This is a genomic window from Arthrobacter sp. zg-Y877 (assembly GCF_030373105.1).
Taxonomy (GTDB): Bacteria; Actinomycetota; Actinomycetes; order Actinomycetales; family Micrococcaceae; genus Arthrobacter_B.
Genome location: NZ_JAUCPU010000003.1, coordinates 433,920 through 455,766 on the forward strand (window position 1 = coordinate 433,920; position 21,847 = coordinate 455,766).

The 21,847-nt window shown below is 67.0% G+C and carries 19 protein-coding genes; 12 read left to right on the forward strand and 7 right to left on the reverse strand.

Translation table 11 applies throughout. The annotated features are described in order from the left end of the window. The first annotated feature begins 1 nt into the window (after position 1). The 3 genes from QNO03_RS09505 to QNO03_RS09515 are packed head-to-tail and all read left to right on the forward strand — an operon-like array spanning position 2 to position 4,853. The gene (locus QNO03_RS09505) at positions 2 to 1,192 is read left to right on the forward strand and encodes an HpcH/HpaI aldolase/citrate lyase family protein (RefSeq protein ID WP_289603102.1); all 1,191 of its coding nucleotides are present in this window, start codon (positions 2 to 4) and stop codon (positions 1,190 to 1,192) included. Then, entirely contained in the window at positions 1,189 to 4,050 is a 2,862-nt protein-coding gene (locus QNO03_RS09510; RefSeq protein ID WP_289603103.1) for a phosphoribosyltransferase domain-containing protein, read from the forward strand. The genes QNO03_RS09505 and QNO03_RS09510 overlap by 4 nt, the downstream gene beginning before the upstream one ends. 5 nt (positions 4,051 to 4,055) lie before the next feature. Further along, positions 4,056 to 4,853 carry an HAD family hydrolase gene (locus tag QNO03_RS09515; protein ID WP_289603271.1) on the forward strand — a complete coding sequence of 266 codons (798 nt, stop codon included), beginning with the start codon at positions 4,056 to 4,058 and terminating at the stop codon, positions 4,851 to 4,853. 41 nt (positions 4,854 to 4,894) lie between these two features. On the opposite strand, the gene QNO03_RS09520 is transcribed toward QNO03_RS09515, so the two are convergent. Both QNO03_RS09520 and QNO03_RS09525 read right to left on the reverse strand, forming a co-directional pair. Then, positions 4,895 to 5,284 (reverse strand): VOC family protein, encoded by a 390-nt coding sequence (locus QNO03_RS09520; protein ID WP_289603104.1) that lies wholly within the window; start codon positions 5,282 to 5,284, stop codon positions 4,895 to 4,897. 71 nt (positions 5,285 to 5,355) lie between these two features. Then, complete coding sequence (locus QNO03_RS09525) at positions 5,356 to 6,540, reverse strand: thiolase family protein (RefSeq protein ID WP_289603105.1); 1,185 nt, start codon at positions 6,538 to 6,540, stop codon at positions 5,356 to 5,358. 124 nt (positions 6,541 to 6,664) lie between these two features. Between QNO03_RS09525 and QNO03_RS09530 the strand changes: the two genes are divergently transcribed. Beyond that, the gene (locus tag QNO03_RS09530; RefSeq protein WP_289603272.1) at positions 6,665 to 7,891 is read left to right on the forward strand and encodes an acyl-CoA dehydrogenase family protein; all 1,227 of its coding nucleotides are present in this window, start codon (positions 6,665 to 6,667) and stop codon (positions 7,889 to 7,891) included. 29 nt (positions 7,892 to 7,920) lie between these two features. On the opposite strand, the gene QNO03_RS09535 is transcribed toward QNO03_RS09530, so the two are convergent. Continuing rightward, positions 7,921 to 9,012: a hypothetical protein gene (locus QNO03_RS09535; protein ID WP_289603106.1), complete on the reverse strand. Its 1,092-nt coding sequence runs from the start codon at positions 9,010 to 9,012 to the stop codon at positions 7,921 to 7,923. 367 nt (positions 9,013 to 9,379) lie between these two features. Here QNO03_RS09535 and QNO03_RS09540 point away from each other — a divergent pair, with 367 nt between their 5' ends. After that, the gene (locus QNO03_RS09540) at positions 9,380 to 9,961 is read left to right on the forward strand and encodes a DUF6650 family protein (protein ID WP_289603107.1); all 582 of its coding nucleotides are present in this window, start codon (positions 9,380 to 9,382) and stop codon (positions 9,959 to 9,961) included. Here QNO03_RS09540 and QNO03_RS09545 read toward each other — a convergent pair. Next, on the reverse strand, positions 9,924 to 10,514 hold the full coding sequence (locus QNO03_RS09545; RefSeq protein WP_289603108.1) for a TetR/AcrR family transcriptional regulator: 591 nt from the start codon (positions 10,512 to 10,514) through the stop codon (positions 9,924 to 9,926). The genes QNO03_RS09540 and QNO03_RS09545 overlap by 38 nt on opposite strands. Positions 10,515 to 10,540: 26 nt before the next feature. Between QNO03_RS09545 and QNO03_RS09550 the strand changes: the two genes are divergently transcribed. Next, complete coding sequence (locus tag QNO03_RS09550) at positions 10,541 to 11,815, forward strand: MFS transporter (RefSeq protein ID WP_289603109.1); 1,275 nt, start codon at positions 10,541 to 10,543, stop codon at positions 11,813 to 11,815. On the opposite strand, the gene QNO03_RS09555 is transcribed toward QNO03_RS09550, so the two are convergent. Next, complete coding sequence (locus QNO03_RS09555; RefSeq protein WP_289603110.1) at positions 11,797 to 12,822, reverse strand: LacI family DNA-binding transcriptional regulator; 1,026 nt, start codon at positions 12,820 to 12,822, stop codon at positions 11,797 to 11,799. The two genes, QNO03_RS09550 and QNO03_RS09555, sit on opposite strands and share 19 nt — an antisense overlap. Before the next feature lie 148 nt (positions 12,823 to 12,970). Between QNO03_RS09555 and QNO03_RS09560 the strand changes: the two genes are divergently transcribed. Genes QNO03_RS09560 through QNO03_RS09580 form a run of 5 tightly spaced genes read left to right on the forward strand, consistent with a single transcriptional unit; the run spans position 12,971 to position 18,320 of the window. Then, positions 12,971 to 14,332, forward strand: coding sequence for an ABC transporter substrate-binding protein (locus QNO03_RS09560; RefSeq protein ID WP_289603111.1), 1,362 nt, complete (start codon positions 12,971 to 12,973; stop codon positions 14,330 to 14,332). Beyond that, positions 14,332 to 15,321, forward strand: a complete 990-nt coding sequence (locus QNO03_RS09565; protein WP_502874574.1) for a carbohydrate ABC transporter permease — start codon at positions 14,332 to 14,334, stop codon at positions 15,319 to 15,321. Before QNO03_RS09560 ends, QNO03_RS09565 begins: the two co-directional genes overlap by 1 nt. Then, entirely contained in the window at positions 15,321 to 16,145 is an 825-nt protein-coding gene (locus tag QNO03_RS09570; RefSeq protein WP_229949353.1) for a carbohydrate ABC transporter permease, read from the forward strand. Before QNO03_RS09565 ends, QNO03_RS09570 begins: the two co-directional genes overlap by 1 nt. Before the next feature lie 34 nt (positions 16,146 to 16,179). Further along, on the forward strand, positions 16,180 to 17,154 hold the full coding sequence (locus tag QNO03_RS09575) for a glycoside hydrolase family protein (RefSeq protein WP_289603112.1): 975 nt from the start codon (positions 16,180 to 16,182) through the stop codon (positions 17,152 to 17,154). Continuing rightward, entirely contained in the window at positions 17,151 to 18,320 is a 1,170-nt protein-coding gene (locus tag QNO03_RS09580) for a serine hydrolase domain-containing protein (RefSeq protein ID WP_289603113.1), read from the forward strand. The genes QNO03_RS09575 and QNO03_RS09580 overlap by 4 nt, the downstream gene beginning before the upstream one ends. 33 nt (positions 18,321 to 18,353) lie before the next feature. Here the strand turns inward: QNO03_RS09580 and QNO03_RS09585 are convergent, their stop codons facing one another. After that, the gene (locus QNO03_RS09585; RefSeq protein WP_289603114.1) at positions 18,354 to 19,019 is read right to left on the reverse strand and encodes a response regulator transcription factor; all 666 of its coding nucleotides are present in this window, start codon (positions 19,017 to 19,019) and stop codon (positions 18,354 to 18,356) included. Next, positions 19,016 to 20,257 (reverse strand): sensor histidine kinase, encoded by a 1,242-nt coding sequence (locus tag QNO03_RS09590; protein ID WP_289603115.1) that lies wholly within the window; start codon positions 20,255 to 20,257, stop codon positions 19,016 to 19,018. Before QNO03_RS09590 ends, QNO03_RS09585 begins: the two co-directional genes overlap by 4 nt. A gap of 250 nt (positions 20,258 to 20,507) precedes the next feature. On the opposite strand from QNO03_RS09590, the gene QNO03_RS09595 reads away from it, so the two are divergent. After that, on the forward strand, positions 20,508 to 21,764 hold the full coding sequence (locus QNO03_RS09595) for a serine hydrolase domain-containing protein (RefSeq protein ID WP_289603116.1): 1,257 nt from the start codon (positions 20,508 to 20,510) through the stop codon (positions 21,762 to 21,764). Positions 21,765 to 21,847 lie beyond the last annotated feature (83 nt).

The following is a 21,847-nucleotide window of genomic DNA, read 5'->3' on the forward strand; positions in this document are numbered from 1 at the left end:
CGTGCGTCACTTCTCTTTTCTGAGCGGACCCGAGACCGCCCGCTTGTTCCACCTCCCGCCGCAGGAACTGACCCTGGAAACAGATCCCGGGCTGCTGGCCAGTGCCCTCGGTGCCACCCTGTACTGTCCAGCCACCCGGCCGGACCTGGTCAAGGACATCCGCAGGCAGGCCGCCAGCGGTGCCGTCAGCATGGTCCTCTGCCTGGAGGATTCCATTGCCGACGCCGAGGTCCCCGCAGCGGAGACCAACGTGCTGGGCGCCCTCGAACAGCTTCACAGTGCCGCTACCCGCCGGACCGGCGATGCCGCAGACCTGATGCTTTTCGTCCGTGTCCGCACCCCCGAGCAGCTCCTCAGCCTGGCCGAGCGCAGCGGTCCCGCCCTGGACGTCCTCACCGGATTCGTGCTGCCGAAATTCGAGAACACCTCCGGCACGGCCCAGCGTTTCCTCGACGCCCTGCACACCGTGAACGACGCCCGGCGGGCCGCCGATCCCGACGCCCGGCCGCTGCGCGCCATGCCCATCCTCGAATCGCCGCTGATGATCCACGCCGAAACCCGTTCCGCCACCCTCACGGGCATCCTCGAGGTGCTCGAAGCGAACCGGCAGGACATCCTGGCCGTGCGGATCGGCGCCACGGACATGTCCAGCGCCTACGGGCTGCGCCGTTCCCGTGACCTGACCATTTACGACGTCAAGGTGGTCTCCGCGGTCATCGGTGACATCGTGAACACCTTCGGCCGGCCCGACGGCTTCATCATCAGCGGCCCGGTCTGGGAACACTACAGCTCCGGGGAACGGCTGCTGCGCCCGATGCTGCGCTCCACCCCGTTCGCCGATGCCGACGAACTGGACCTGCGCCAGCGGCTGCTGACCGCGAACCTAGACGGGCTGATCCGCGAAATCGAACTGGACCAGGCGAACGGTCTGCTCGGCAAGACGGTCATCCACCCCTCGCATGTTCCCCTGGTCCACGCGATGTCCGTGGTCAGCCACGAGGCGTACCTCGACGCCCTGCATATTTCCGGCACGGCCGGGGGCGGCGCCGCGGCGTCGCCGTACCGCAACAAGATGAACGAAATGAAACCGCACCAGGCGTGGGCAGCTTCCACCCTCGTCCGGGCTGCCGCGTTCGGCGTCGCGGCCCCCGACATCAGCTATGTAGATCTTCTGGAAGCGAGCATGAATTGAACCAGCACCCCTGGACCGGCGGATTTGTCCACGAGGCCCTGGGAGTGCGGATCACCTCGGATCCTGCGGCCCTCCTGCCGGTGGAGGATCTGGTGGGGCTGGCGCTGCGCCGCAATCCGCGGCGTGCGCACCTGCTCGTTTCCCGGGTGCTGGCCAAGCACGTGCCCACCGAACCGGCTGTGGTCCTGGCCGCCGGTGAGCTGCTCGGGACCCTCGCCGGTGCGGCGTTGGGCAGCACGGTGGATGGCACAGTGCTGCGCGGCGTCGCCGTCGAACTCGCTGCGGCTCTCGAGGGCGGGGCGGGGTCCGCGGACGACGACGGCGGGCCGGCGGACGACGACGGCGGGCCGGGTACGAGTGCGGGACGTGACAGCGCTGGCCGTGCCCGCTCCGCTGCCGCCCGGTCCCCGCGGACCCGGCTGCAGCATGCCCGAGAACAGCTGTGGGACCTGCCCATTTCCCACCCCGACGTGGTGACGGTCGGCTACGCGGAAACGGCCACCGGGCTGGGCCGGCTGGTGGCCGACGTCCTGGGCTCCTACTACATCCATTCCACCCGGCATGCCCCCGCGGACGCCGTGGCCTACGGCTCGTTTGAGGAAGCGCATTCGCATGCCACCTCGCACCGGCTGCTCCCCGTGGACCCGGCACTGTTGAACAGCCCGGCACCGGTGGTGCTGGTGGACGATGAGCTCAGCACCGGCGCCACCGTCGTCAACACCATCACTGAACTGCACGCCGCCGCCCAGCATCCGCTCTATGTGGTGGCGTCGCTGATCGACCTGCGTTCCGACGCCGACCGTGCCCGTTTCGACGAGCTGGCCCAACAGCTGGGCTGCAGCATCCGGGTGGTTGCGCTGGGTACCGGCCGCATTGACCTTGGCGAGGATCTCCTGGCCCGGGCCCAGGAGCTGATCGGCGGACTCCCGGATCAGGTTGAGGCTACTGAGTTCGATCCCGGGGTTGTCGATCCCGCACCCGTGACCGTCCTGGATTACTCCGATGCTGCGCGCGGCCTGCGCAGTGACCGTTTCGGCAACCGTGCAGGCGTCTCGTCGGAATACCTCGGCACCCTGCCTGCCGCCCTGCCCGGAGCCGTTTCCGCCGAGACACTGGCCCTCATCGCTTCGCGCATCTCCGCCACCCTCCCGGATCCCGCGGAGCCGGTGCTGGTGCTCGGCTGCGAGGAATTTATCCATGTGCCGCTGACCATTGCCAACGCCCTGGCCGAAGCCCTGCCCGGTGTACCCGTCCGGTTCTCCACCACCACCCGCTCCCCCATCGTCCCAATCGACCGGTCGGACTACGCAATTGCCAACGCCGTGGCCTTCGCCAGCCACGACGTGACCGAGGACGGCCCCGGGCCGCGGCATGCCTACAACGTCGGACCGCGGCGGACTGGCGCCGGCCTGGACACCGTGGGTGCGGCCGGCCCGGACGCCGTGGGTGCGGACGCCGTGGGTGCGGACGGTGCTGCTGCCGCTGGCACTGCTGCCGGTCCGGCCGGGACCGGTTTCGGCAGCATTGTGCTGCTGCCCGAGCCCGGCACCGACCTGAATTCCATCACCGGTCCCGGCAGCGTGACCGAAGCCCTGCGCGCGGTGACCGGCGCCGTGGTCGTTGTGCTGCTGCCGGCCGATGTCCCCACGCCGGAGGACTGGACGGGACCGGCCGCCGTGCCCGCAGCGGTGCCACTGACCGGACCCGAATTTGGCTCCTATGCGCCCGAGGATGTGACCTGGCTGCTGAAGGATCTGCGCGACGCGGCGCTGGAAGCCCCGACCGCCGAGCGCGAAGCCGCCATCCAATCCGGCGGGGCGAACTACGCTGAGTCGCTGCCCATGGAATACCTGCCGTCGGCGCAGTACCAGGACCTGTACGAAGAGGCGCTGCGGCGTTCCGCGCCGCGGGTCGCCGCCGCCGTCGGCACCGTGACTGAACTGGCGCTGGCCGCCCGGAACCGGGAGCCGGTGCTGGTGTCGCTCGCCCGGGCCGGCACCCCCATCGGCATTCTGATGCGCCGCTGGGCGCAGCGGATGCACGGGCTGGACCTGCCGCACTACACCATGAGCATTGTCCGCGGCGTCGGCATGGACGAGACCGCGCTGCGCTATCTGGCCCGCACCTACTCCCCCGAGCGGATCCTGTTTGTGGACGGCTGGACCGGGAAGGGCGCGATCACCCGCGAGCTGACCGCGGCGCTGGAGAAGTTCGAAGCGAGCGACGGCGTGCGGTTCTCCTCCGAGCTCGCGGTGCTGGCCGATCCCGGCCACTCGGTGGAGCTGTTCGGCACGCGCGAGGATTACCTGATTCCGTCGGCCTGCCTGAACTCGACCGTTTCCGGGCTGGTGTCCCGCACGGTGTTCAACAAGGACCTCATCGCGCCGCACGATTTCCACGGGGCGAAGTTCTATGCGCACCTGGCCACTGCGGATGTCTCCCGGGATTTCCTGACCGCGATCGAGTCCCATTTCGACGACGTGCGGCCTGAAGCCGAGGCTGCTGCGGCGTCGTTGGTGCACGCCGACCGGACCCCCACCTGGGTGGGCTGGCAGGCGGTGGAGCGGCTGAGCGAGGAATACGGCATCCACAACGTCAACCTGGTGAAGCCCGGCGTCGGCGAGACCACCCGCGTGTTGCTGCGCCGGGTGCCGTGGAAGGTGCTGGTGCATCCGGACGCGCTGGAGGATGTGGCGCATGTGCTGCTCCTGGCGGAACAGCGTGGCGTACCTGTGGAGGAGGTGCCGGATCTGCCGTTCAGCTGCGTCGGCCTGATTCATCCGCGGTTCACCGCCGGTGCCGTGGGCGCCGACGGCCGGGCCGTCGCCGGTGCCGGCGTTCCGGGGGCCGACGCGTGAAAACGATGCTCGCGTCCGACCTGGACCGTACCCTGATCTATTCCGCCAACGCGCTGTTCCTGAACACCGAGGATGCCCTGGCTCCGGCGATGGTTGTGTCCGAGGTCTATGAAGGTAAGCCGCTGTCCTTCATGACCCGTGCCGCCGAGGCGCTGCTGGTCTCCGCTGCCGAGGCTGCGGCGTTTGTCCCGGTGACCACGCGGACCGTGGCGCAGTACCGGCGCATCCAGCTGCCCGGTCCGGCGCCGGAGTACGCGGTCACCACCAACGGCGGCGTCATCCTCCATCACGGAGAGCCCGACGCCGACTGGCAGGCTTCCGTCCGCGGCCTCCTCACCTCCGGGTGCGCGCCGCTTGCCGAGATCGAGGCCTACCTGGGCCGTCCTGAGTTCCATGAATGGATTCTGAAGCTGCGTTCCGCCGAGGACCTGTTCGCCTACGCAATTGTGGACCGGGACGCGCTGCCCGGTGAGTTCCTGCTGGCTCTGGAGGACTGGTGCGATGCGCGCGGCTGGACCGTCTCCCTGCAGGGCCGCAAGCTCTACTGTGTGCCCACTCCGGTGACCAAGCAGCAGGCCGTGGCCGAGGTTGCCCGCCGGATCGGTGCCGACCGCATCATCGCTGCCGGGGACTCCCTGCTGGACCGCCCGATGCTGGAGTGCGCCGACGTCGCCTTCCGCCCCGCGCACGGGGAACTGGACGACGCCGGTTACTTCGATCCGCACCTGCACGTCACCGAGGCACGCGGGATTCTGGCCGGCGAAGAGATTATCCGGCGGATGCTGGGGCTGGTGCGGGGGTAGGGCTCTGCCCTACTGCTGAGCTGGGGGCCGCATCGCCGGCCTCAGGCGGACCGCTCCGCCTCGCTGCGGAGGATGCAGAATTCGTTGCCCTCGGGGTCGGCCAGCACCACCCAGCCCGTTCCATCCGGGCGGCGCTGGTCATCCACTTCTGTGGCCCCCAGTGCCAGCAGCCGTGCAAGCTCCTCGTCGCGGCCCCCGACTTCTGCAGGCTGCAGGTCCAGGTGCACCCGGTTCTTGACCTGCTTGCGGTCCGGAACGTTGATGAACAGCAGCCGCTGGGAGCCGTCGGCGGAGAAAATCATGCACTCGTCGTCGTCGGGCTGGTTGGGATCCTGCGGATCTTCGCGGAAGTCGAGCACCTGGGCCCAGAACACGGACTGGGCGTAGGCATCGAGGCTGTCAAAGGTCGTGTGGGAGATCAATGCAGTCATGGGCTGAAGCCTACGGCCAGCGTTCTCTGCGCCGGACATTCCACGCCGGGATTCACGGGGTTAACTCGCGCCTACACCCGCTCCAGCAGCATAGACACTCCCTGACCCAGGCCCACACACATGGTCACCAGGCCCTTCGAGGCACCTTCACGTTCCATCCGGTTCAGCATCGTCACCGTCAGCCGGGACCCGGACGACCCCAGCGCATGCCCGAGGGCAATCGCGCCTCCGTCGCGGTTCACAATCGACTCGTCCAGGTTCAGGGCACGGATACAGGCCAACGACTGGGCGGCAAAGGCCTCGTTCAGCTCCACCGCCTCGATATCACCCAGCGACCAGCCCGCCCGGTCCAGCACCTTCTGCGTCGCAGGCACCGGACCGATACCCATGACGGCGGGGGCCACCCCCGCGGAGGCGCCGTCGACAATCCGCGCCCGCGCATTCAGCCCGAGCCGGCGGACAGCGTCAGCGCTGGCCACGACGACGGCCGACGCGCCGTCGTTCAGCGAGCTGGAGTTCCCGGCGGTCACTACCCCGCCGGACCGCACGATGGGCCGCAGCTTTGCCAGGGCCTCGATACTGGTTTCCCGGCGTGGACCCTCGTCGGTCTTCACCACGCCCTTCTTCGTTTCCACCTGCACGATCTCGTCGCTGAACCGGCCATCGTCTATGGCGGCGAGCGCCCGGGCATGCGAGCGCAGCGCGAACGCGTCGGAATCCTCACGCGAGATCCCGTCCCGGGCTGCGAGTTCTTCGGCGGTTTCCGGCATGGAGTAGGTGGTGCCGGGCAGGTCGTAGAACTTCGGGTTGGTGAACCGGGCACCGATGGCAGAATCCGCCAGCTCCCCCGGCTTCGCGAAAGCCTTCTCCGGTTTCGCCAGCACCCACGGCGCCCGGGACATGGACTCCACGCCCCCGGCCACCACAATGTCGGCGGCACCAGTCTTGATCATCTGTGAGGCGGTGATGATCGCGCTGAGCCCGGAGGCGCAGAGCCGGTTCACCGTCATCGCGGGGACGGTGTCGGGGAACCCGGCGAGCAGGACCGCCATCCGCGCCACGTTCCGGTTGTCTTCCCCGGCCTGGTTGGTGTTGCCCAGGAGCACCTCGTCGACGTCGGCCGACCTCACTCCCGCACGGGCCACCGCTTCCTGCAGCACCAGGGCCGCAAGGTCGTCGGGCCGGACGCCGGACAGGGCACCACCGTAACGGCCGACGGGGGTGCGGACGCCGGACACGAGATAGGCCTCAGTCATGCTGGAAATGGTACTGCGCCGGAACTAGTAATGTGACTTGGAATACATCGACCTGACCACCACCGTCCAGCTTGCATCCCGCCAGTTTCGCCGCGGCGCTGCGGCTGCAGGAGAAACCATGAGCATGCCCACGACGCCGTCCGACCCGTCCTCCACAACGGCCCCTAACGCCGGTCCGGACCTCGAAAGCCTCCGCTCGGCGTCGGACGTACTCGGCCTGGACGGACTCCTGAGCGAAGCTGAACTCGCCCTGCGTGCCCGGGTCCGGACCTTCGTGGACGAGCGCATCCGCCCGAACATCAAGGACTGGTACGAGGACGCGCATTTCCCGGTGGAGATTGTGCGGGAGCTCGGCGCTCTCGGCCTGCTCGGTATGCATCTGGAGGGCTACGGCTGTCCCGGCCGTTCCGCCGTCGAATACGGGATCGCCGTCATGGAACTGGAGGCGGGCGATTCGGGTCTGCGCACCTTCGTCTCCGTGCAGGGCTCCCTGGCCATGACCGCGATCCACCGGTGGGGTTCCGAGGAGCAGAAGAACCGGTATCTGCCGGGCATGGCGCGCGGGGAGCTGATCGGCTGCTTCGGCCTCACCGAACCCACCGCCGGCTCCGACCCGTCGAGCATGACCACCAACGCCGTGCACGACGGCGGCGGCTGGGTCCTCAGCGGCACCAAGCGCTGGATCGGGCTGGCCTCGATTGCCGACGTCGCGGTGATCTGGGCGCAGACCGCCGACGGCATCCGCGGTTTCCTCGTCCCCACGGATACGCCGGGCTTCTCGGCCGTACCGATCGAACCGAAGCTCTCCATGCGCGCCTCCATCCAGTGCGACGTGTTCCTTGAGGACGTGCGGCTGCCCAACTCGGCACTGCTGCCCGGGGCGAAGGGCCTCCGCGGACCGTTCTCCTGCCTGAACGAGGCCCGCTACGGCATCCTCTGGGGTTCCATGGGCGCGGCCCGGGACAGCTACGAAGCGGCGCTGACGTATTCGCTGGAACGGCAGCAGTTCGACAAGCCGCTGGCCGCGTACCAAATCACGCAGGAAAAGCTGGTGAACATGCTGCTGGAAATACAGAAGGGCGTGCTGCTGGCCATCCACACCGGCCGGCTCAAGGACGACGGCATGCTGGAACCGGTGCAGATTTCCGTGGGAAAGCTGAACAACGTGCGCGAAGCCATCGCGATCTGCCGCGAGGCCCGGGCCATCCTGGGCGGCAACGGCATCACGCTGGACTACGCACCGCTGCGGCATGCCAACAACCTCGAATCGGTACGCACGTACGAAGGTACCGACGAGGTGCACACCTTGATCCTGGGCCAGCACATCACCGGAATTTCCGCGTTCCGGTAGGCGGGTTCTGGTGGTTTCCGGGGTCCTGGTTACCGGGCGGCCGGCAGTACCTGCTCGGCGGCAGCCTCGGTGGCTTCGGGTGTAGCTGACGGCGGTGCGAACGACGACGGCGGCTGGACCGGGCGCTCCCGTCCCGGCGGGGACGGCGGTACGGGGAATTCCGGCGGAATGACCGGAATGTCCGGTTCCGGAGTGCCCGGAACCGGCGGGTCCGGCGGGCCGGGAGGAGTAGGCGGATCCGGGGGCGGAACCGTCGGGTCGGGACTCGGTGGCGGCGTGGGCGGCTCCGTGGGTGGTTCCGGCGGGGGTTCCACCGGCGGTCCGACAGGTGGCTCGACCGGCGGGGGCTGCGGGTTGTCCGCCGGCGGCTGTGGCTCGTTCGGCTGGGCCGGTGGCTGCGGTGCCGGAGCATCGCGCTCCGCGCGGGTCTGTTCTTCCGCTGCCCGTTGCTCCGCTTTTTCCTGCTCCAGCCGGGCGTCGTTTTCGGCCTGGCGTGCCCGTTCCTCCTGACGGGCGGCTTCCGCCCGTTGGCTTTCGGCCATCCGTTCCTCAACCAACTGCTGGGCGGAAGCGGCCTCGAGCCAGGCAAGATCCCCCGCGGAGTTGCGGGTGCACCGGTATTCCACCTGACCCTGCGTCCGGGTGCTTCCCGCCACGGCGCACGGTGTGCCGGTGAGCGCATCCTCCGGTTCCATCTGGGACACCTCCCCCAGCAGCGCATAGCTGCCTGACCCGTCTCTTGGCGAATCCTCTTTGACTTCCTGACCCGAACCGGACGTCAGTGGGACCTGGAGCACGGACCCGGGGGGCGGCGTCGTCGGGAGGGAGAAGAGATCCGGCCGTGGCCGGAGACCTTCGGCGTCCGCGCTGATCCGGCCGGCGACCGGCTGCGGTGTGGACACAACAGCCGTAACGATTCCGACCACCAACACCACGGAACCTAGCCCGAGGGCAAACTTCCGTTGTTCCACCGTCTCGAGGCCGGCCCAGGTGCGGCGCCGGAAACCCAGCGCATAGAACGCGGTGAACACCAGCAGTGATCCGGAGGCGAGCATCCACATAACGACGCCGAAGCTGCCCTGCAGGGCCGCGACCCACAACAGTCCAGCGGCCAAACCCACGACCAACCATGCAGAGCGGGGGGTGGAAATCCCGGGACTTCGCTCCGGCGGAAACGGGCTGGAGGGAGCTGCTGCTGGTGTTGGTTCGTGGGACATGGTGCCTCAGCAGGGTGGTGCCGTGCCAGCCTCCCCCGGGTCCGCGGACCCAGCTGGCTTCTGGTGGGGCGGTCCGTGGTCAGTCACCGTGTTTCTGCCCGAACGGACGTGCCCTTGGCATCCACGCTAGGCGGGTCCAAGGGCAACATCTAGGGGGTTCTGGAAACTGCTTCCAACTGCTCCTGGCTGGCCTGTTGCCGCTCCCCTCTGGTCGAACCCGGAACCGCACCATAACCTGCCTGCAGATCGGCGCATCAAGCGGGAGGCACGAATGGACTGGATCAATGTGCTCTGGCCGCTCCTCGGGGTGCTGTTCGGGTTCGCCGCCGGCTGGCTGGCCAAACGGCATCTGGGCCGGCGTGAGGAATCCCGGGCACTCAACGAACTGGTCACCTATCTGCACCTGAAACGGACGCTGGCCCCGATCACGCCGCAGCCTTCGGCGGCCGGACCGATGGAAGCCCGGCACCGGTCCGCCGTGCAGGACCTGCGGGAAAACCTGATGGAGACGCTGGCGCACCTCTCCCTCGGTTCCGCCGCCACCGAGGTCCTGATGCGTATGTCCGCGGCCTGTAACCGCTATCTGCGCGATGTTGCCGCTGATCCCGGGCGGTACCAGTTCGCACTGATGGAGCTGCGACGAAACCTGGACGAGGACCTGCGGATCCTCACGGACGGACGGCGCGACGTCGAGTACCTCAGCCCCGGCGAGGCACCGGCACGCAAGGGGGTGCCGCCGTCGTCGGGCGGGAAGAACGGAAAGTCCGGAACGGGCGGGAAATCAGGAACGAGCAGGAAGTCAGGAATGCCCGGAACTACGCGCCAGGACGGGACGGCCCGAACCCGTCAATGACGAACCCCGCCGTGGCCCGGCCGATGGCCGCCGCGTCCTCCGGTGAGACGCCCCGGAGGAGCATGCCCAGGACGCCGGTGAAGATCAGCAGCAGGTGGCCCGCCACCGCGTCCGCCGAATCCGCGCCGACGACGGGCACCGCGAGTTCCCGGAAGCGGCTCGTCAGCAGCTGCGTGTCCTGCGTCAGGGTTTCGGCGAGCTCACGGCCCGGCTCGACGGTTTCCGCCGCCACGCCGAGCGCGGCGCACCAGCGGGCGGCGGAGGCACCCGACCGGTAGCTCGTCAGGGCAGGAAACACCGCCAGCAACCGGTCCCGGTCGGTGGCGGCCGCATCGATTTCCAGCTGCCAGGCCGCGTCCCAGTTCTCCAGCCGGCGGCGCAGCGCCTGCGCAATCAGCCCCTCCTTGTTGCCGAAGTGCGCATACAGCGTCGCCGGAGAGACGTTGGCGCGCTCAAGGATCCGGTCCACCGGCGTCGCCGCGACACCGCGGGTAAAAGCGAGCTCTTCGGCGGCGTCGAGCAGACGCTCACGTGCACTGGGTTGTCCAACCATGGGTCCACCATATAACGTACGTTTCAATGAAACGACCGTTACAGCCTTCAGTCTCCACCGCCGGACCGCTCTTCGCGGTTGCCGCCGTGACCCTCATCGCGGCAACCTACGGGCTGGCCCGGCTGGGCTACGGCCTGTTCCTGCCGGCCTTCTCGGCCTCCTTTGAATTAACGCCGGCCGTCGGCGGACTGCTCGCCTCCGGCGCCTCGGTGATCTACTGCGTCTCCGCCGGGCTGGGGTTTGTCTATGCGCCGCGGCATCCCCGGCTGGTCACGGTCCTGGCGGGCACGACGGCGGCAGTCGGCTCCGCGGGGATTGCGGCCGCTCCATCCACGGGGATTTTTGCCGCCGCGGTGCTGCTGGCCGGAATGGGTGCGGGCTTCGCCTCCCCCGCGCTGGTGGAACTCGTCCAGCGCAATACGAAACCGATCCACGCGGCAAAGCGGCAGTCGGTGGTGAACTCCGGGACCGGGTTCGGTGTCGTGGCAGCCGGGCTGCTCGCGCTGGCGCTCGGGTCCTCGTGGCGGCTGGCCTGGGCACTCATTGCCGTGATCGCGGTGGCCGGAATGGTCGGGGTGCTGCGGGCCGACGTCTCGCGATCAGGCAGGGGCCACACTGAAAGCCGGGACGACGACGGCGCCGCCCGGGAAAACGGCACCCAACCCGCTCCGCGGCTGGGAGCGGAACGGGGACTGCGTGGCCTGGGACTGCGTGGACTGCTGCGGCCGATCCTTGCTGCCTTCGTCTTCGGCATCGGCTGCGCTGCAATCTGGGTCTACGGCCGAACCCTGCTCGAAGACTCCGGCGGGATGCCCGTCGCACTCTCTGCCGGCGCCTGGATTGCCCTCGGCGTCGGCGGTGCTGCTGCTGTGCTGACCGCCCCCTGGCTGGCCCGGCATTCGATCCGGCTTACCTGGCCGGTCACGGTGCTGGCCACCGGGGCGGCCACCGGCGCCATGGCCTTCGCGCCGGGGAGCATCACGATCTCATTTACCACCGCCGCACTGTTCGGACTCGCGTACACCGCCGCGACGTCAGTCCTCATCATCTGGGCGGGACAGGCGGCAGCCAGCAGTGCTGCCGGCACATCGGTGCTGTTTATCAGTCTCATCCTCGGGCAGGCGGCCGGGTCAGCCCTGACGGGAACCATCATTGAACTAGGCGGCTACGGGCTGGCCTTCGCCGTTGCCGCGGCAGCGTGCGGGATCAGCGGGCTCGGCGTCGTCGGCCGCGCCCGGAGCACCCCGGAATCCGGGGAAACGGTGCGGTCCGAATATCAGGGTCAGCGCTCCACCGACTGAATTGACGAACGGATAATGACGGGCATTTCGATGAGGTGCTCGCCGTGCGCTTCTCCCTCCAGGAGCAGCGAAACCGCCCTTGCGCCCATTTCCTCATGGGGAAGCCCTACGGTCGTCAGGCCGGGGCGAAGATAGGAGGCAATTTCGTCATTGTCGAAGGACACCACCGAAACATCTTCAGGCACCTTCAGGCCCCGCTCGGTGAGTGCCTGATACGCCCCAAAGGCCAGCCGGTCATTCAGGCAGACCAGCGCCCGGACATCCGGCATCTCCTCCAGAAGGGCATTCACCGCGGCGTAGCCGGTGTGCGGTTCCCAGTCCCAAATGGATTCCTCCCGCGCAAAAGACAGTCCCCTATCTTTCATTTCCGCCCGGATTCCATTCAGTCGGCGGGCAACAGTCGTTGACCGGAAAACGTCCCGTTCCTTTAATTCGTTATGGCCTATGAGCACCAGGCCCGTCCGGTGGCCGGCATCCGCGAGCAGCGAGACCGCCGCACGGCCTCCACGCTCCTCGTCGGGCAGGACCGACGTCGAATAGTGCTCATTGATGGCATTGAGCAGCACTACCGGTGTGCTTCCCGGCAGGTCGGGAATGAACAGTTCACGGGCCCGCGTGGTGGCAAAAACAATTCCATCCACCTGCCGGTCAAGCAGCGCGGCAATGGCCTGGGTTTCGCGTGCGGGATCCCCGCCTGTTTCGGCCAGCAGAATGACATGGCCCGCCTGCTCGGCTGCAGCCAAAGCTCCCTTGATGAGCCCGCCCGCGAAACGCGTGGTGGCAACGGTGTCCGAAACAAATCCGATGGTCTGCGTTTTATCTATCCGCAGGCTGCGCGCCGCGACATTCGGGCGATAACCCAGCTCGGCGGCCGCCCGGTTGACCCGGTCATGGGCGTCTTTGGACAGCCTGGTATCCGGACGGCCGTTAAGAATCATGGACGCAGCGGAAGACGACAAACCTGCCCGACGAGCGACGTCGGCAAGCGTCACACGCTTGGTGGTCATATTTCCTCCTGCTTGATGCTAACTCTCTAAAACGACTCCACAAATTCACTTGCGCAATTGACGAATAGGCAGCAGGCTGTGTAGTGCTGAATGGATTTAGCACACGGCATACCGACAGCCACCAGAATCATTGACAAAGGAGTCAAGCATGAATTCATTACTGCAGCGCCCGGGGCGCCGTCGACCAGTTGCCGTAGCTGCCTTTATGGCCGCCGCCGGCATCACCCTCGCCGGATGCGCTCCGGGAAGCAGCGGACCGGCTGCCGATTCCTCCGATGCCAGCGTCGAGGTGAGCACCGAGCTGACCTCTGAGGACGTCACGATTACGATCGCTGACGAAACAGGATTCCCCGTCACGGACAAACTGGCGGAGGAGTTCACCAAACAGCACCCCAACGTCACCTTTGAGGTCACCCGGGACACCTTCCAAAACCTCACGGCCAACGCCCCCAAGCTGCTTGCCGGAGACAATCCGCCGGACCTGATCCGGTTGCCCACCATCGGCGACACTGCACGTGATGGGCTGCTCGCAAACCTGGATCCGTACGCCGAGGCCTACGGATGGGATGCCTGGCCGGAATCGCAGCTGGCACCCCTGCGCATGAATGACGAGGGCACGCGTGGATCCGGTCCCCTGTATCAGGTGGGTCTGGGCTACAGCGTCACCGGCATCTTTATGAACACCGCCATTGCCGAGAAGCTGGGCATTGATGGTCCCCCGCAGACCATGGCCGAGCTCGAAGAGGATCTTGCCACGGCGAAGGCCGGCGGAGTCCAGCCCATCATGGCCGGCGACAAGGACGGCGTGGTGAACTTTGCCATTCAGGCGGCCATGAACCAGTACGCGGACAAGGACGAATTCCTCTCCTGGATGTTCAACGAACCGGGCAGCTCGTACGCCACCGAAGGCAACATCCAGGGCGCAGAAGTGATCCGCACCTGGGCCGACAAGGGCTACTTCCCCTCCGACATCAACGCCATCGATTACTTCACCTTCGTCAGCCGGTTCTCCGAAGGCGACGGCCTGTTTACCTTCAACGGCAACTGGGAGGCTGCCAACTACCAGAAGGCCCTGGGCGACGACGTTTCCTTCTTCCTGGTCCCGCCGGTCGAAGCGGGCGGTGACCACGTTGCCATGGGCGCTGCCAACTCGTTCTCCGTAGCGGCAGGCTCCGATGACCTGAATACCACCACGTACTTCCTCGACTGGATCCACACGGACCCGGCAGCCCGGCAGATCATTTCCGACGTCACCGGAGCATCCCCCGGTGGGGATCCCGCGCTGGAACAGCCCACCGTGGAGGAAGGATCATTGATCGCCTCGGCGCTGGAGATGGCTGCCCAGGTTGGTGAGGAAAACGGCCAGGTCGACTTCATGTCCAACACGACGGCGGGCATCTACTCCGGCTCCATCATTCCCGAGTCGCAGCTGCTGGTGACGGGCGAGATCAGCGGTGAAGAGTTCGTCAACCGCGTGCAGAAGTTCTACGAGAGCGAAGTGAGCGACTAATGCAGAAGGCCGCCACCCGTCCTGTCCGACGCCGCTCCGCCGGCCGTGACGAGACCACAGCCGCAGGTTCGACGCCGGCAGGGCCGGTTGCGGCCGCCGTCAAGCAGGGAAAACGCAAACGGCCGGGCCGGGCAGGCTACGTGGCCTGGCTGATGCTCCTTCCAGCTCTCGCCGTGTACGTCGGGTTCGTCGTCGTTCCGCTTGGCATGGGACTGCAGTACTCGTTCTACGACTGGAACGGCGTTGGGGTCGCCACCTTCGCGGGACTGGAAAACTACCTCCAGGTCGTCACGGACCCCGAGCTCCTCGGCTCCATCCTGAACGCGTTGACCCTGATCATTTACTTCACCCTTATACCCATCGGCGTGGGGCTGATCCTGGCCAGCCTGATCCGGTCGATGCGCCAGGGTTTGCTGTCCTCCGCCGCGCAGACCATCCTCTTCCTCCCCCAGATTGTGCCGCTTGCCGCGGCCGGTATTGCCTGGTCGTGGATGTACGCGCAGACGGGCACGGTCAACCAGTTCCTCAGCGCCGTCGGCCTGGGCGGTATTACCCGGTCCTGGCTGGCCGACTACGGCACGGCACTTCCCGCCGTCGGGCTGATCGGTTCATGGGTCCTGACCGGGCTGTGCACAGTGCTGCTGCTGACCGGCATCGGAAAGATCGACTCGTCGCTCTATGAGGCCGTCCGTTTGGACGGTGCCGGCTGGTGGCGGGAGTTCTTCACCGTGACGCTGCCGGGGCTGCGGCAGGAAATCGCCGTCCTCGCGACGCTGACCATCATTGCCGCCCTGAGCAGCTTCGACATCATTTACACCTCCACGCAGGGCGGCCCCGGCCGGACCACCCTGGTCCCGGGCATCTCGATCTTCCGGATCGGATTTACGCAGAGCGACGTCGGCCTGGCCTCCGCGTTCGGCATTGTGCTTATGGTCCTGGTCCTGCTCGTGGTCCTTCCCATCCAGCGACTTTCGAAAGTGAACGACTGATGCGTACCAGCCGCAGTGAACTGATACTCGGCCGGCTGCTGCTTGCGGCGGCGCTGATCCTGACCCTGCTTCCCCTGATCAGCATGCTGTCTGCGGCGCTGCAGCCGGCGGACCGGAATCCCACCGGCATCGTCTGGCCCACCGATCCGCAGTGGGGCAACTTCGTTACGGCCTTTGAGGTGGGGAACGTCTGGCGGCTCATGACCTCCAGCGCGTTCATCGTCCTGGGGGTGGTGCCTGCGTCCATGCTCATCGCTACCCTCGCGGGGTATGCCCTCGGAGCGCTGGCCCCGAAGGGCGGCCGGGCGGTCCTGATTTTCTTCGTTGCAGGACTGACCATCCCGTTCGAGGCGCTGATCATCCCCCTGTACTACCAGTCCCAGTCCCTGGGCACCCTCAATACGCCCTGGGCCGTGATCTTCCCCCTCCTGGGGCTGTTTATGCCCTTCAGCGTCTTCTGGATGCGGGCCCATTTCATCAATGTGCCCCGCGAGTTGTCCGAAGCCGCCCGCGTGGACGGGGCGTCGGTCCTGCAGGAGTTCCGGCAGATCCAGCTCCCCCTCGCCCTGCCCGCACTCTCGGCCCTGGCCATCCTCCTGTTCCTCTGGACCTGGAACCAGTTCCTGCTGCCGGTGGTGCTTATTGCCGACCCGCTGGACCGGACCGTGGCCGGAGCGCTCACCTTCTTCCAGGGGCAGTATTCCCTGAGCATCCCCCTCCTGAACGCAGGAGCACTGCTCATCATCACGCCGGCCATCGTGGTGTTCCTCATCTTCCAGCGTCAGTTTGTCCGCGCCCTGCTGCAGGGCGCCGTCAAGGGCTGACCTTGCACCTCTTACCCATCTAAGGATCCGCACCATGGGCTTCACCCGTACCGACCACTGGGTCTGGGATTTCTGGCACGCCAACGACGGCGTCGAGGATTTCCTCTACTACCTCCACGCGCCGAAATCCCTGCTGGATCCCCACCTTCGCCACCGGAACGCGCGCATCGGCGTCGCCACCTCCGCGGACCTCCAGCGGTGGGTCGACCACGGCGTTGTGCTTGAACCGGGAGGGGCAGCCGACTTTGATGGCAGCGCCACCTGGACCGGCAGCGTGGTCCAGGCCGACGATGGTTCGTGGCACATGTTCTACACCGGCACCCGCTTCCTGTCCGCCGATACGGTCACCAATGTGGAAACGGTCGGCCGGGCCGTCTCCACCGACCTCGTGACGTGGACCAAGCAGACGGGTTCCCTCTCTGCCGATCCCCGCTGGTACGAAACCCTCGCCGACGACACCTGGCACGAGGAAGCTTGGCGGGACCCCTGGATCCACCGGGATTCCGCCGGCCTCTGGCACATGCTCCTCACCGCCCGGTCGCGGACCGGTTCCGGGCGGGACCGCGGAGTCATCGGTCACGCCACGTCTACCGACCTCCAGCACTGGACGGTGCAGCCTCCCCTGAGCGAACCGGGTGCCGGGTTCGCCCATCTCGAGGTGATCCAGCTGGTGACCATCGACGACCGGCCCGTCCTGCTGTTTTCGTGCGACACCGACCATCTGGCCGGCCGGCGGAAGGCTGACGGAGTCCAGGGCGGGATCTGGGCGCTGCCTCTGGATACCGATGTGCTGGACAGCCCGCTCGACGTCGCCTCCGCCGTGCAGCTGACCACCGAAGATCTCTACGCCGGACGTGCCGTCCGCACCAGGACCGGCGACTGGGCGCTGCTGGCGTTTGAGAACGTCGACAGCGAGGGCACCTTCATCGGCGGGATCTCTGACCCCCTGCCCTTGGAATGGGCGCCGGACGGGTCCCTTTCGTTCGCCCGGACCGAGGTCAGCGCATGAGCGCGGTCCACGGGACAGCGGACGAACGCTTCCTGCCGGTGCGGGATGCCTTTGCCGCTGCCTTCGAGGGACGGCCGCGGATGGGTGCGGCACTGGCCGTGCACCATCAGGGCCAGCTGGTGGTTGACCTGTGGGGCGGGGTGGCAGACGCGCGCAGCTCCAGCCCGTGGACCAGCGACACGTCCACGGTGGTCTTCTCCTGCACCAAGGGGATCATGTCCCTGCTCATCGCCCGGCTGGTCGAGGCCGGGCAGCTGGATTACGACATGCCGCTCGCCGATATCTGGCCGGAGTTCGGTGCCCACGGCAAAGGTGCGGTATCCGTGGGTGACGCGCTCTCCCACCGTGCGGGAGTATCGGCCCTCCGGACACCTGTGGGGCTGGCGGAAGCCCTCGACTGGCAGACCATGACGGTCCTGCTTGCAGAGCAGGAACCCCTGTGGGAGCCCGGCTCCGGCTACGGCTACCACGCGCTGACGCACGGCTGGCTCAGCGGCGAAATCATCCGCCGCGTCACCGGAAAGATGCCGGGCCAGCACCTCGCCGAAACGCTGGCGGGTCCGCTGGGCGCTGAGCTGCACCTCGGTGTGCCGGTGGAGCGCCAGACGGACATTGCCCACAGTGAAGCAGCGGAAAGCCTGCTCGAGTCCGTCCGGGCGCAGCAGGCGGCAAGCTGGCCCGGCGAACCGGACTGGCCCAGTGCCGCGATGACGCTGGGACATGCGTTCCCCCAGGAGCTGGTGGGTCCGGACGCAGGCTTCAACCGTCCCGATGCCAGGGCTGCGGAGTTCCCAGGGGCCGGAGCTGTTGCCACGGCCCGCGGTTTGTCCGCCGCCTGGTCATCCGCCATCCATGACACCGCCGCCACCCGCCGGCTGGACCCGGTGGTGCTCAAACGGGCCACCGAGGTCCGCAGTGAAGGAGCACCCGTGTTTCCTGCACCTGCTCCGTGGCCACGCTGGGGCGCCGGCTTCCAGTTGGATTCCGGTGCGCGGCGATACGTCTCGGCGGACGGGTTCGGGCACGACGGCGCCGGCGGCCAGGTGGCCTTTGCCGAGCCCGGACTGGACCTCAGCATGGCGTTTATTACCAACTGGATGGAATCCGGGGACGATGACCGGGCCACCCGCATTGTCGACGAGCTGCGGAAGGTGATGGGGCGCTAGTTTTCTTTGGGGCGCTGATCGTGATGGTGCTGATTAGCGGGGAACGGAGACAACACCGTTCCGGAAGGCCCAGACCGCGGCCTGCAGCCGGTCCCGCGCGCCCGTCTTCGTCAGGATTCCTGCCACGTGATATTTGACGGTGGTTGACTCGACAAAGAGCCGTTCACCGATCTCCGAGGTTGAAAGCCCTTCGCACAACAGCGTCAGGATTTCTGTTTCCCGGGCGGTGAGCGGCACCGCCGGTGACGTCGGCGGGCGGCGCGGCCCGGCGGTCCGGTTTGCGAACTCGACCAGGACGCGGCGGGTCAACCGCTGATCGAGTGTCCCATCCCCACGGGCGACGGAACGGATCGCGTCCAGCAGCGACTCCTCGTCGGCGCCTTTCAGCAGGAATCCGGAGGCGCCGGCTTCGAGGGCTCCGAAGACATAATCATCGAGTTCGAAGGTGGTCAACATCAGCACACCTGTGGTGTTCTGCGGATCGGCGGTTATGGTCCGCGTCGCAGAGATGCCGTCGAGGCCCGGCATCCGGATATCCATGCAGATCACGTCGGGACGTTTTGCGCGCACCAGCTCCACCGCTTCGTGTCCGTCGGATGCCTCGCCAACGACCTCGATGTCCGGGCTGGTTTCCAAAATGACCCGAAGTCCGGCACGGACAATGGCCTGGTCATCGGCGATGGCTACGGTGATCGTCATTTGTTGTCCTCGAAGGGTTTGTCGTCGTAGGTGTTGTCGTCCGGAATGACCAGGCTGTTGACCCAGCCGCCGTTCTCGTCGGGCCCCGTGCGAAGTGTTGCGCCGACTAGCGCTGCACGTTCGGCCATGCCGATCAGACCGTACCCTTCACGCGAACCCTGCTTGTCCATTGCCCGCGGCGCACCTGCCCGCGGCGGATCGTTGCTCACCGTCAGCCGCACCGACGTCGGCCCGTAGTCCACCCGCACTGCGCGGGCTGCACCGGGAGCGTGGCGAAGTGAGTTGGCGAGGGATTCCTGCACCATCCGGTACGCCGCGATGCCTGCCAGCGGCCGGAGATCGCGAGGCGTGCCGGACTCTTCGAAGGCGACGTCGGCGCCGGCTGCTGATGCTTCTGCCACCAGGGTAGGGAGATTCTCCAGTGAGGCTACGGGGGCAAGCTCCCCTTCGGCGTCGGCCCGCAGGAGCCCCACCGTTTGCCGGAGGTTATCCAGGGTTGTCCTCGCGGCACCCTGCACCTGGCGGATGTACTCTCCGGATTTCTCGGGATCGGAGGTCCGCAGGGCATGCGCCGCCTGGGCGCTGACGATGATGCCGGTCAGGTGGTGGGCCGCGACGTCGTGCAGTTCCCGGGCCATCAGGGTCCGCTCACGCAGGACCGCTTCCTCGGCCCGGTGTTCCTTTTCGCGTTCGGCAGCCTCCGCCCGCTCGCGGAGCGCCTCCAGAAGCCGTGCCCTGCCGCCAAGGATTTCCGCGGCACCCACGCCAAGCCCAAAGACCAGCAGGGTGCGTGCCACGGCGAACGTGGGGATCAGCTCGGGTGGAACCACGGCGCTGCTCTGCACGGCGAACATCGTGACGACGACGTCGGCCGCGGCAAGTCCCGCCGGTACCAGGTAACGCCTCCGGCCGCTGGCTGCGCGGACGTAGGTGTACACCGCGACCATCACCGCAATGGTGCCGGTGCCCACCTCGCCGGAGGAAAACACCAGCGTGAGGGCGTCCAGCGCAACAACTGCCAGAAGCACCCCCGCCGGAAAGCGGTGCCGGGCGAGCAGGAACACGGCCTGGGCGAGCATCAAGACCACCGGCAGGAAATCTCCGGGACCTTCCAGCGCATCGGGTTCGAACGCGAGGACCCCGAACACGTAACCAAGTGCCAGCAACACAATGAGCACTATGGGTAGCAAATCCCACAGCGCATTGCGGGCCCGGGGCTGGGCCGAAATCTTTAGCATCGCATCATTTCCATTTACCTCAGGCCGAAAAGTTCTTTCAGAATGCCCATGACTGGCTGGTGAGGTAGATTCAAGCATTTTTTCAGCGTAAGCGTGGGAACGCTGCCGGCGCCCTATCCGCAAGAACAGTCCGCATCCTGTTCGCAGGTCTGGGGCGCCGGGACCCGCCTCCGGGAAGGCTGGTGGTAACCACTAGCCAGAGGGACCAGGAGCACCACGTGCCCTCCCTCGCAACGGAAGGAACGCCACCATGTCCTACGAAACAGAACCCGCGACAACCCCGGGCGGAACCAAGACGCCGTCGTCGCTAAACCGGACCCTGGGCTTCGCAGCGACGGGCCTGCTGGCGGCCGGCGCCATAAGCGCCGGTGCGTGGTGGGGCATCGGCTCTGTCGCCGCTGATGCCACCGACTCCCCCACCGCTGCTGCCGGCAACGCGGTGGTGGTCCAGGACCAGCTGGACGGCCTGGTCGACCGCGGCTTTCCCGCCGCGCTGGCCTCGGTGACGCACCCGGACGGCAGCCACGATGACTACGTTTCCGGCGTGGGAAACGTCGAGACCGGCGAGGACGTACCGGTCGACGGGGAGGTGCGCATTGGCAGCAACACGAAGACGTTCACCGCCGTCACCGTGCTGCAGCTCGTGGAGCAGGGACTGGTGGAGCTCGATGCTCCCGTCGAGGCGTACCTGCCCGGGCTCGTCCGCGGCGAAGGGATCGACGGCGCGAACATCACCGTCCGGCAGCTGCTGCAGCACACGAGCGGGCTGCCCGAGTTCTCGGATGAACTTGCCGTCGACATCAAGAAGATTCAACACGCCTATATGTCGCCCCGGGACCTGCTCGATCTTGGCCTTGCGCATCCGGCGCAGTTCGCCCCGGGGGAACGCTGGGAATACTCCAACACCAATTACGTCGTGCTGGGGCTGATCGTGGAGAAGGTGACGCAGCGTCCCCTCTCTGAGGAGATCACAAAACGCATCATCGAACCCCTCGACCTTCAGCACACCTATTTTCCGACCGTGGGTGAGCAGGGTTTCCGGGGCGACCATCCGTCCGGGTACCACATGGAGGCCGACGGCAAACGGTTCGATGTGACCACCCTGGATCCCTCCTGGGCCTGGTCGGCGGGGCAGATCATCGCCAGCCCCAGCGACGTCAACGAGTTCACCCGGGCTGCACTCGACGGCCGTCTGCTCAGCGAAGAGTCGATGAGCGAAATGCAGAAGACGGTACCCGTACCCGACGAGGAAAGCCTTTGGCCTGGCTCGGAATACGGGCTCGGTCTGCAGAGCCATCCGCTGAGCTGCGGCGGCGATATCTGGGGCCACGGCGGAGACATCCACGGCTACGAGACGCGCAACGGAGTGGCCGAGGACGGCACCGCCTTCACCGTGGCCGTGACTTCACTTCCCGGGGGCATCGGCGATCCGTCCAACGAAGAGCAGATGTTGGAACACTACAAGTCCGTCATGACAACCGTGGATGCGGCCTTCTGCGAGAAGTAGGAGGGATGCTTTGGTTCCGCCCCGCCGGGAGCGGCGGGTCGTCGATGGCGACGGCGGCACCCACACCGGGCCGCCGTCGTCGT

What these genes read in the sequence shown, in the direction of transcription:
- QNO03_RS09515 (WP_289603271.1), top strand. Translation starts at nt 4,056, where the DNA reads ATGCTCGCGTCCGACCTGGACCGTACCCTGATCTATTCCGCCAACGCG.
- QNO03_RS09520 (WP_289603104.1), bottom strand. Translation starts at nt 5,284, where the DNA reads ATGACTGCATTGATCTCCCACACGACCTTTGACAGCCTCGATGCCTAC.
- QNO03_RS09525 (WP_289603105.1), bottom strand. Translation starts at nt 6,540, where the DNA reads ATGACTGAGGCCTATCTCGTGTCCGGCGTCCGCACCCCCGTCGGCCGT.
- QNO03_RS09530 (WP_289603272.1), top strand. Translation starts at nt 6,665, where the DNA reads ATGCCCACGACGCCGTCCGACCCGTCCTCCACAACGGCCCCTAACGCC.
- QNO03_RS09540 (WP_289603107.1), top strand. Translation starts at nt 9,380, where the DNA reads ATGGACTGGATCAATGTGCTCTGGCCGCTCCTCGGGGTGCTGTTCGGG.
- QNO03_RS09545 (WP_289603108.1), bottom strand. Translation starts at nt 10,514, where the DNA reads ATGGTTGGACAACCCAGTGCACGTGAGCGTCTGCTCGACGCCGCCGAA.
- QNO03_RS09550 (WP_289603109.1), top strand. Translation starts at nt 10,541, where the DNA reads ATGAAACGACCGTTACAGCCTTCAGTCTCCACCGCCGGACCGCTCTTC.
- QNO03_RS09555 (WP_289603110.1), bottom strand. Translation starts at nt 12,822, where the DNA reads ATGACCACCAAGCGTGTGACGCTTGCCGACGTCGCTCGTCGGGCAGGT.
- QNO03_RS09560 (WP_289603111.1), top strand. Translation starts at nt 12,971, where the DNA reads ATGAATTCATTACTGCAGCGCCCGGGGCGCCGTCGACCAGTTGCCGTA.
- QNO03_RS09565 (WP_502874574.1), top strand. Translation starts at nt 14,332, where the DNA reads ATGCAGAAGGCCGCCACCCGTCCTGTCCGACGCCGCTCCGCCGGCCGT.
- QNO03_RS09570 (WP_229949353.1), top strand. Translation starts at nt 15,321, where the DNA reads ATGCGTACCAGCCGCAGTGAACTGATACTCGGCCGGCTGCTGCTTGCG.
- QNO03_RS09575 (WP_289603112.1), top strand. Translation starts at nt 16,180, where the DNA reads ATGGGCTTCACCCGTACCGACCACTGGGTCTGGGATTTCTGGCACGCC.
- QNO03_RS09580 (WP_289603113.1), top strand. Translation starts at nt 17,151, where the DNA reads ATGAGCGCGGTCCACGGGACAGCGGACGAACGCTTCCTGCCGGTGCGG.
- QNO03_RS09585 (WP_289603114.1), bottom strand. Translation starts at nt 19,019, where the DNA reads ATGACGATCACCGTAGCCATCGCCGATGACCAGGCCATTGTCCGTGCC.
- QNO03_RS09590 (WP_289603115.1), bottom strand. Translation starts at nt 20,257, where the DNA reads ATGCTAAAGATTTCGGCCCAGCCCCGGGCCCGCAATGCGCTGTGGGAT.
- QNO03_RS09595 (WP_289603116.1), top strand. Translation starts at nt 20,508, where the DNA reads ATGTCCTACGAAACAGAACCCGCGACAACCCCGGGCGGAACCAAGACG.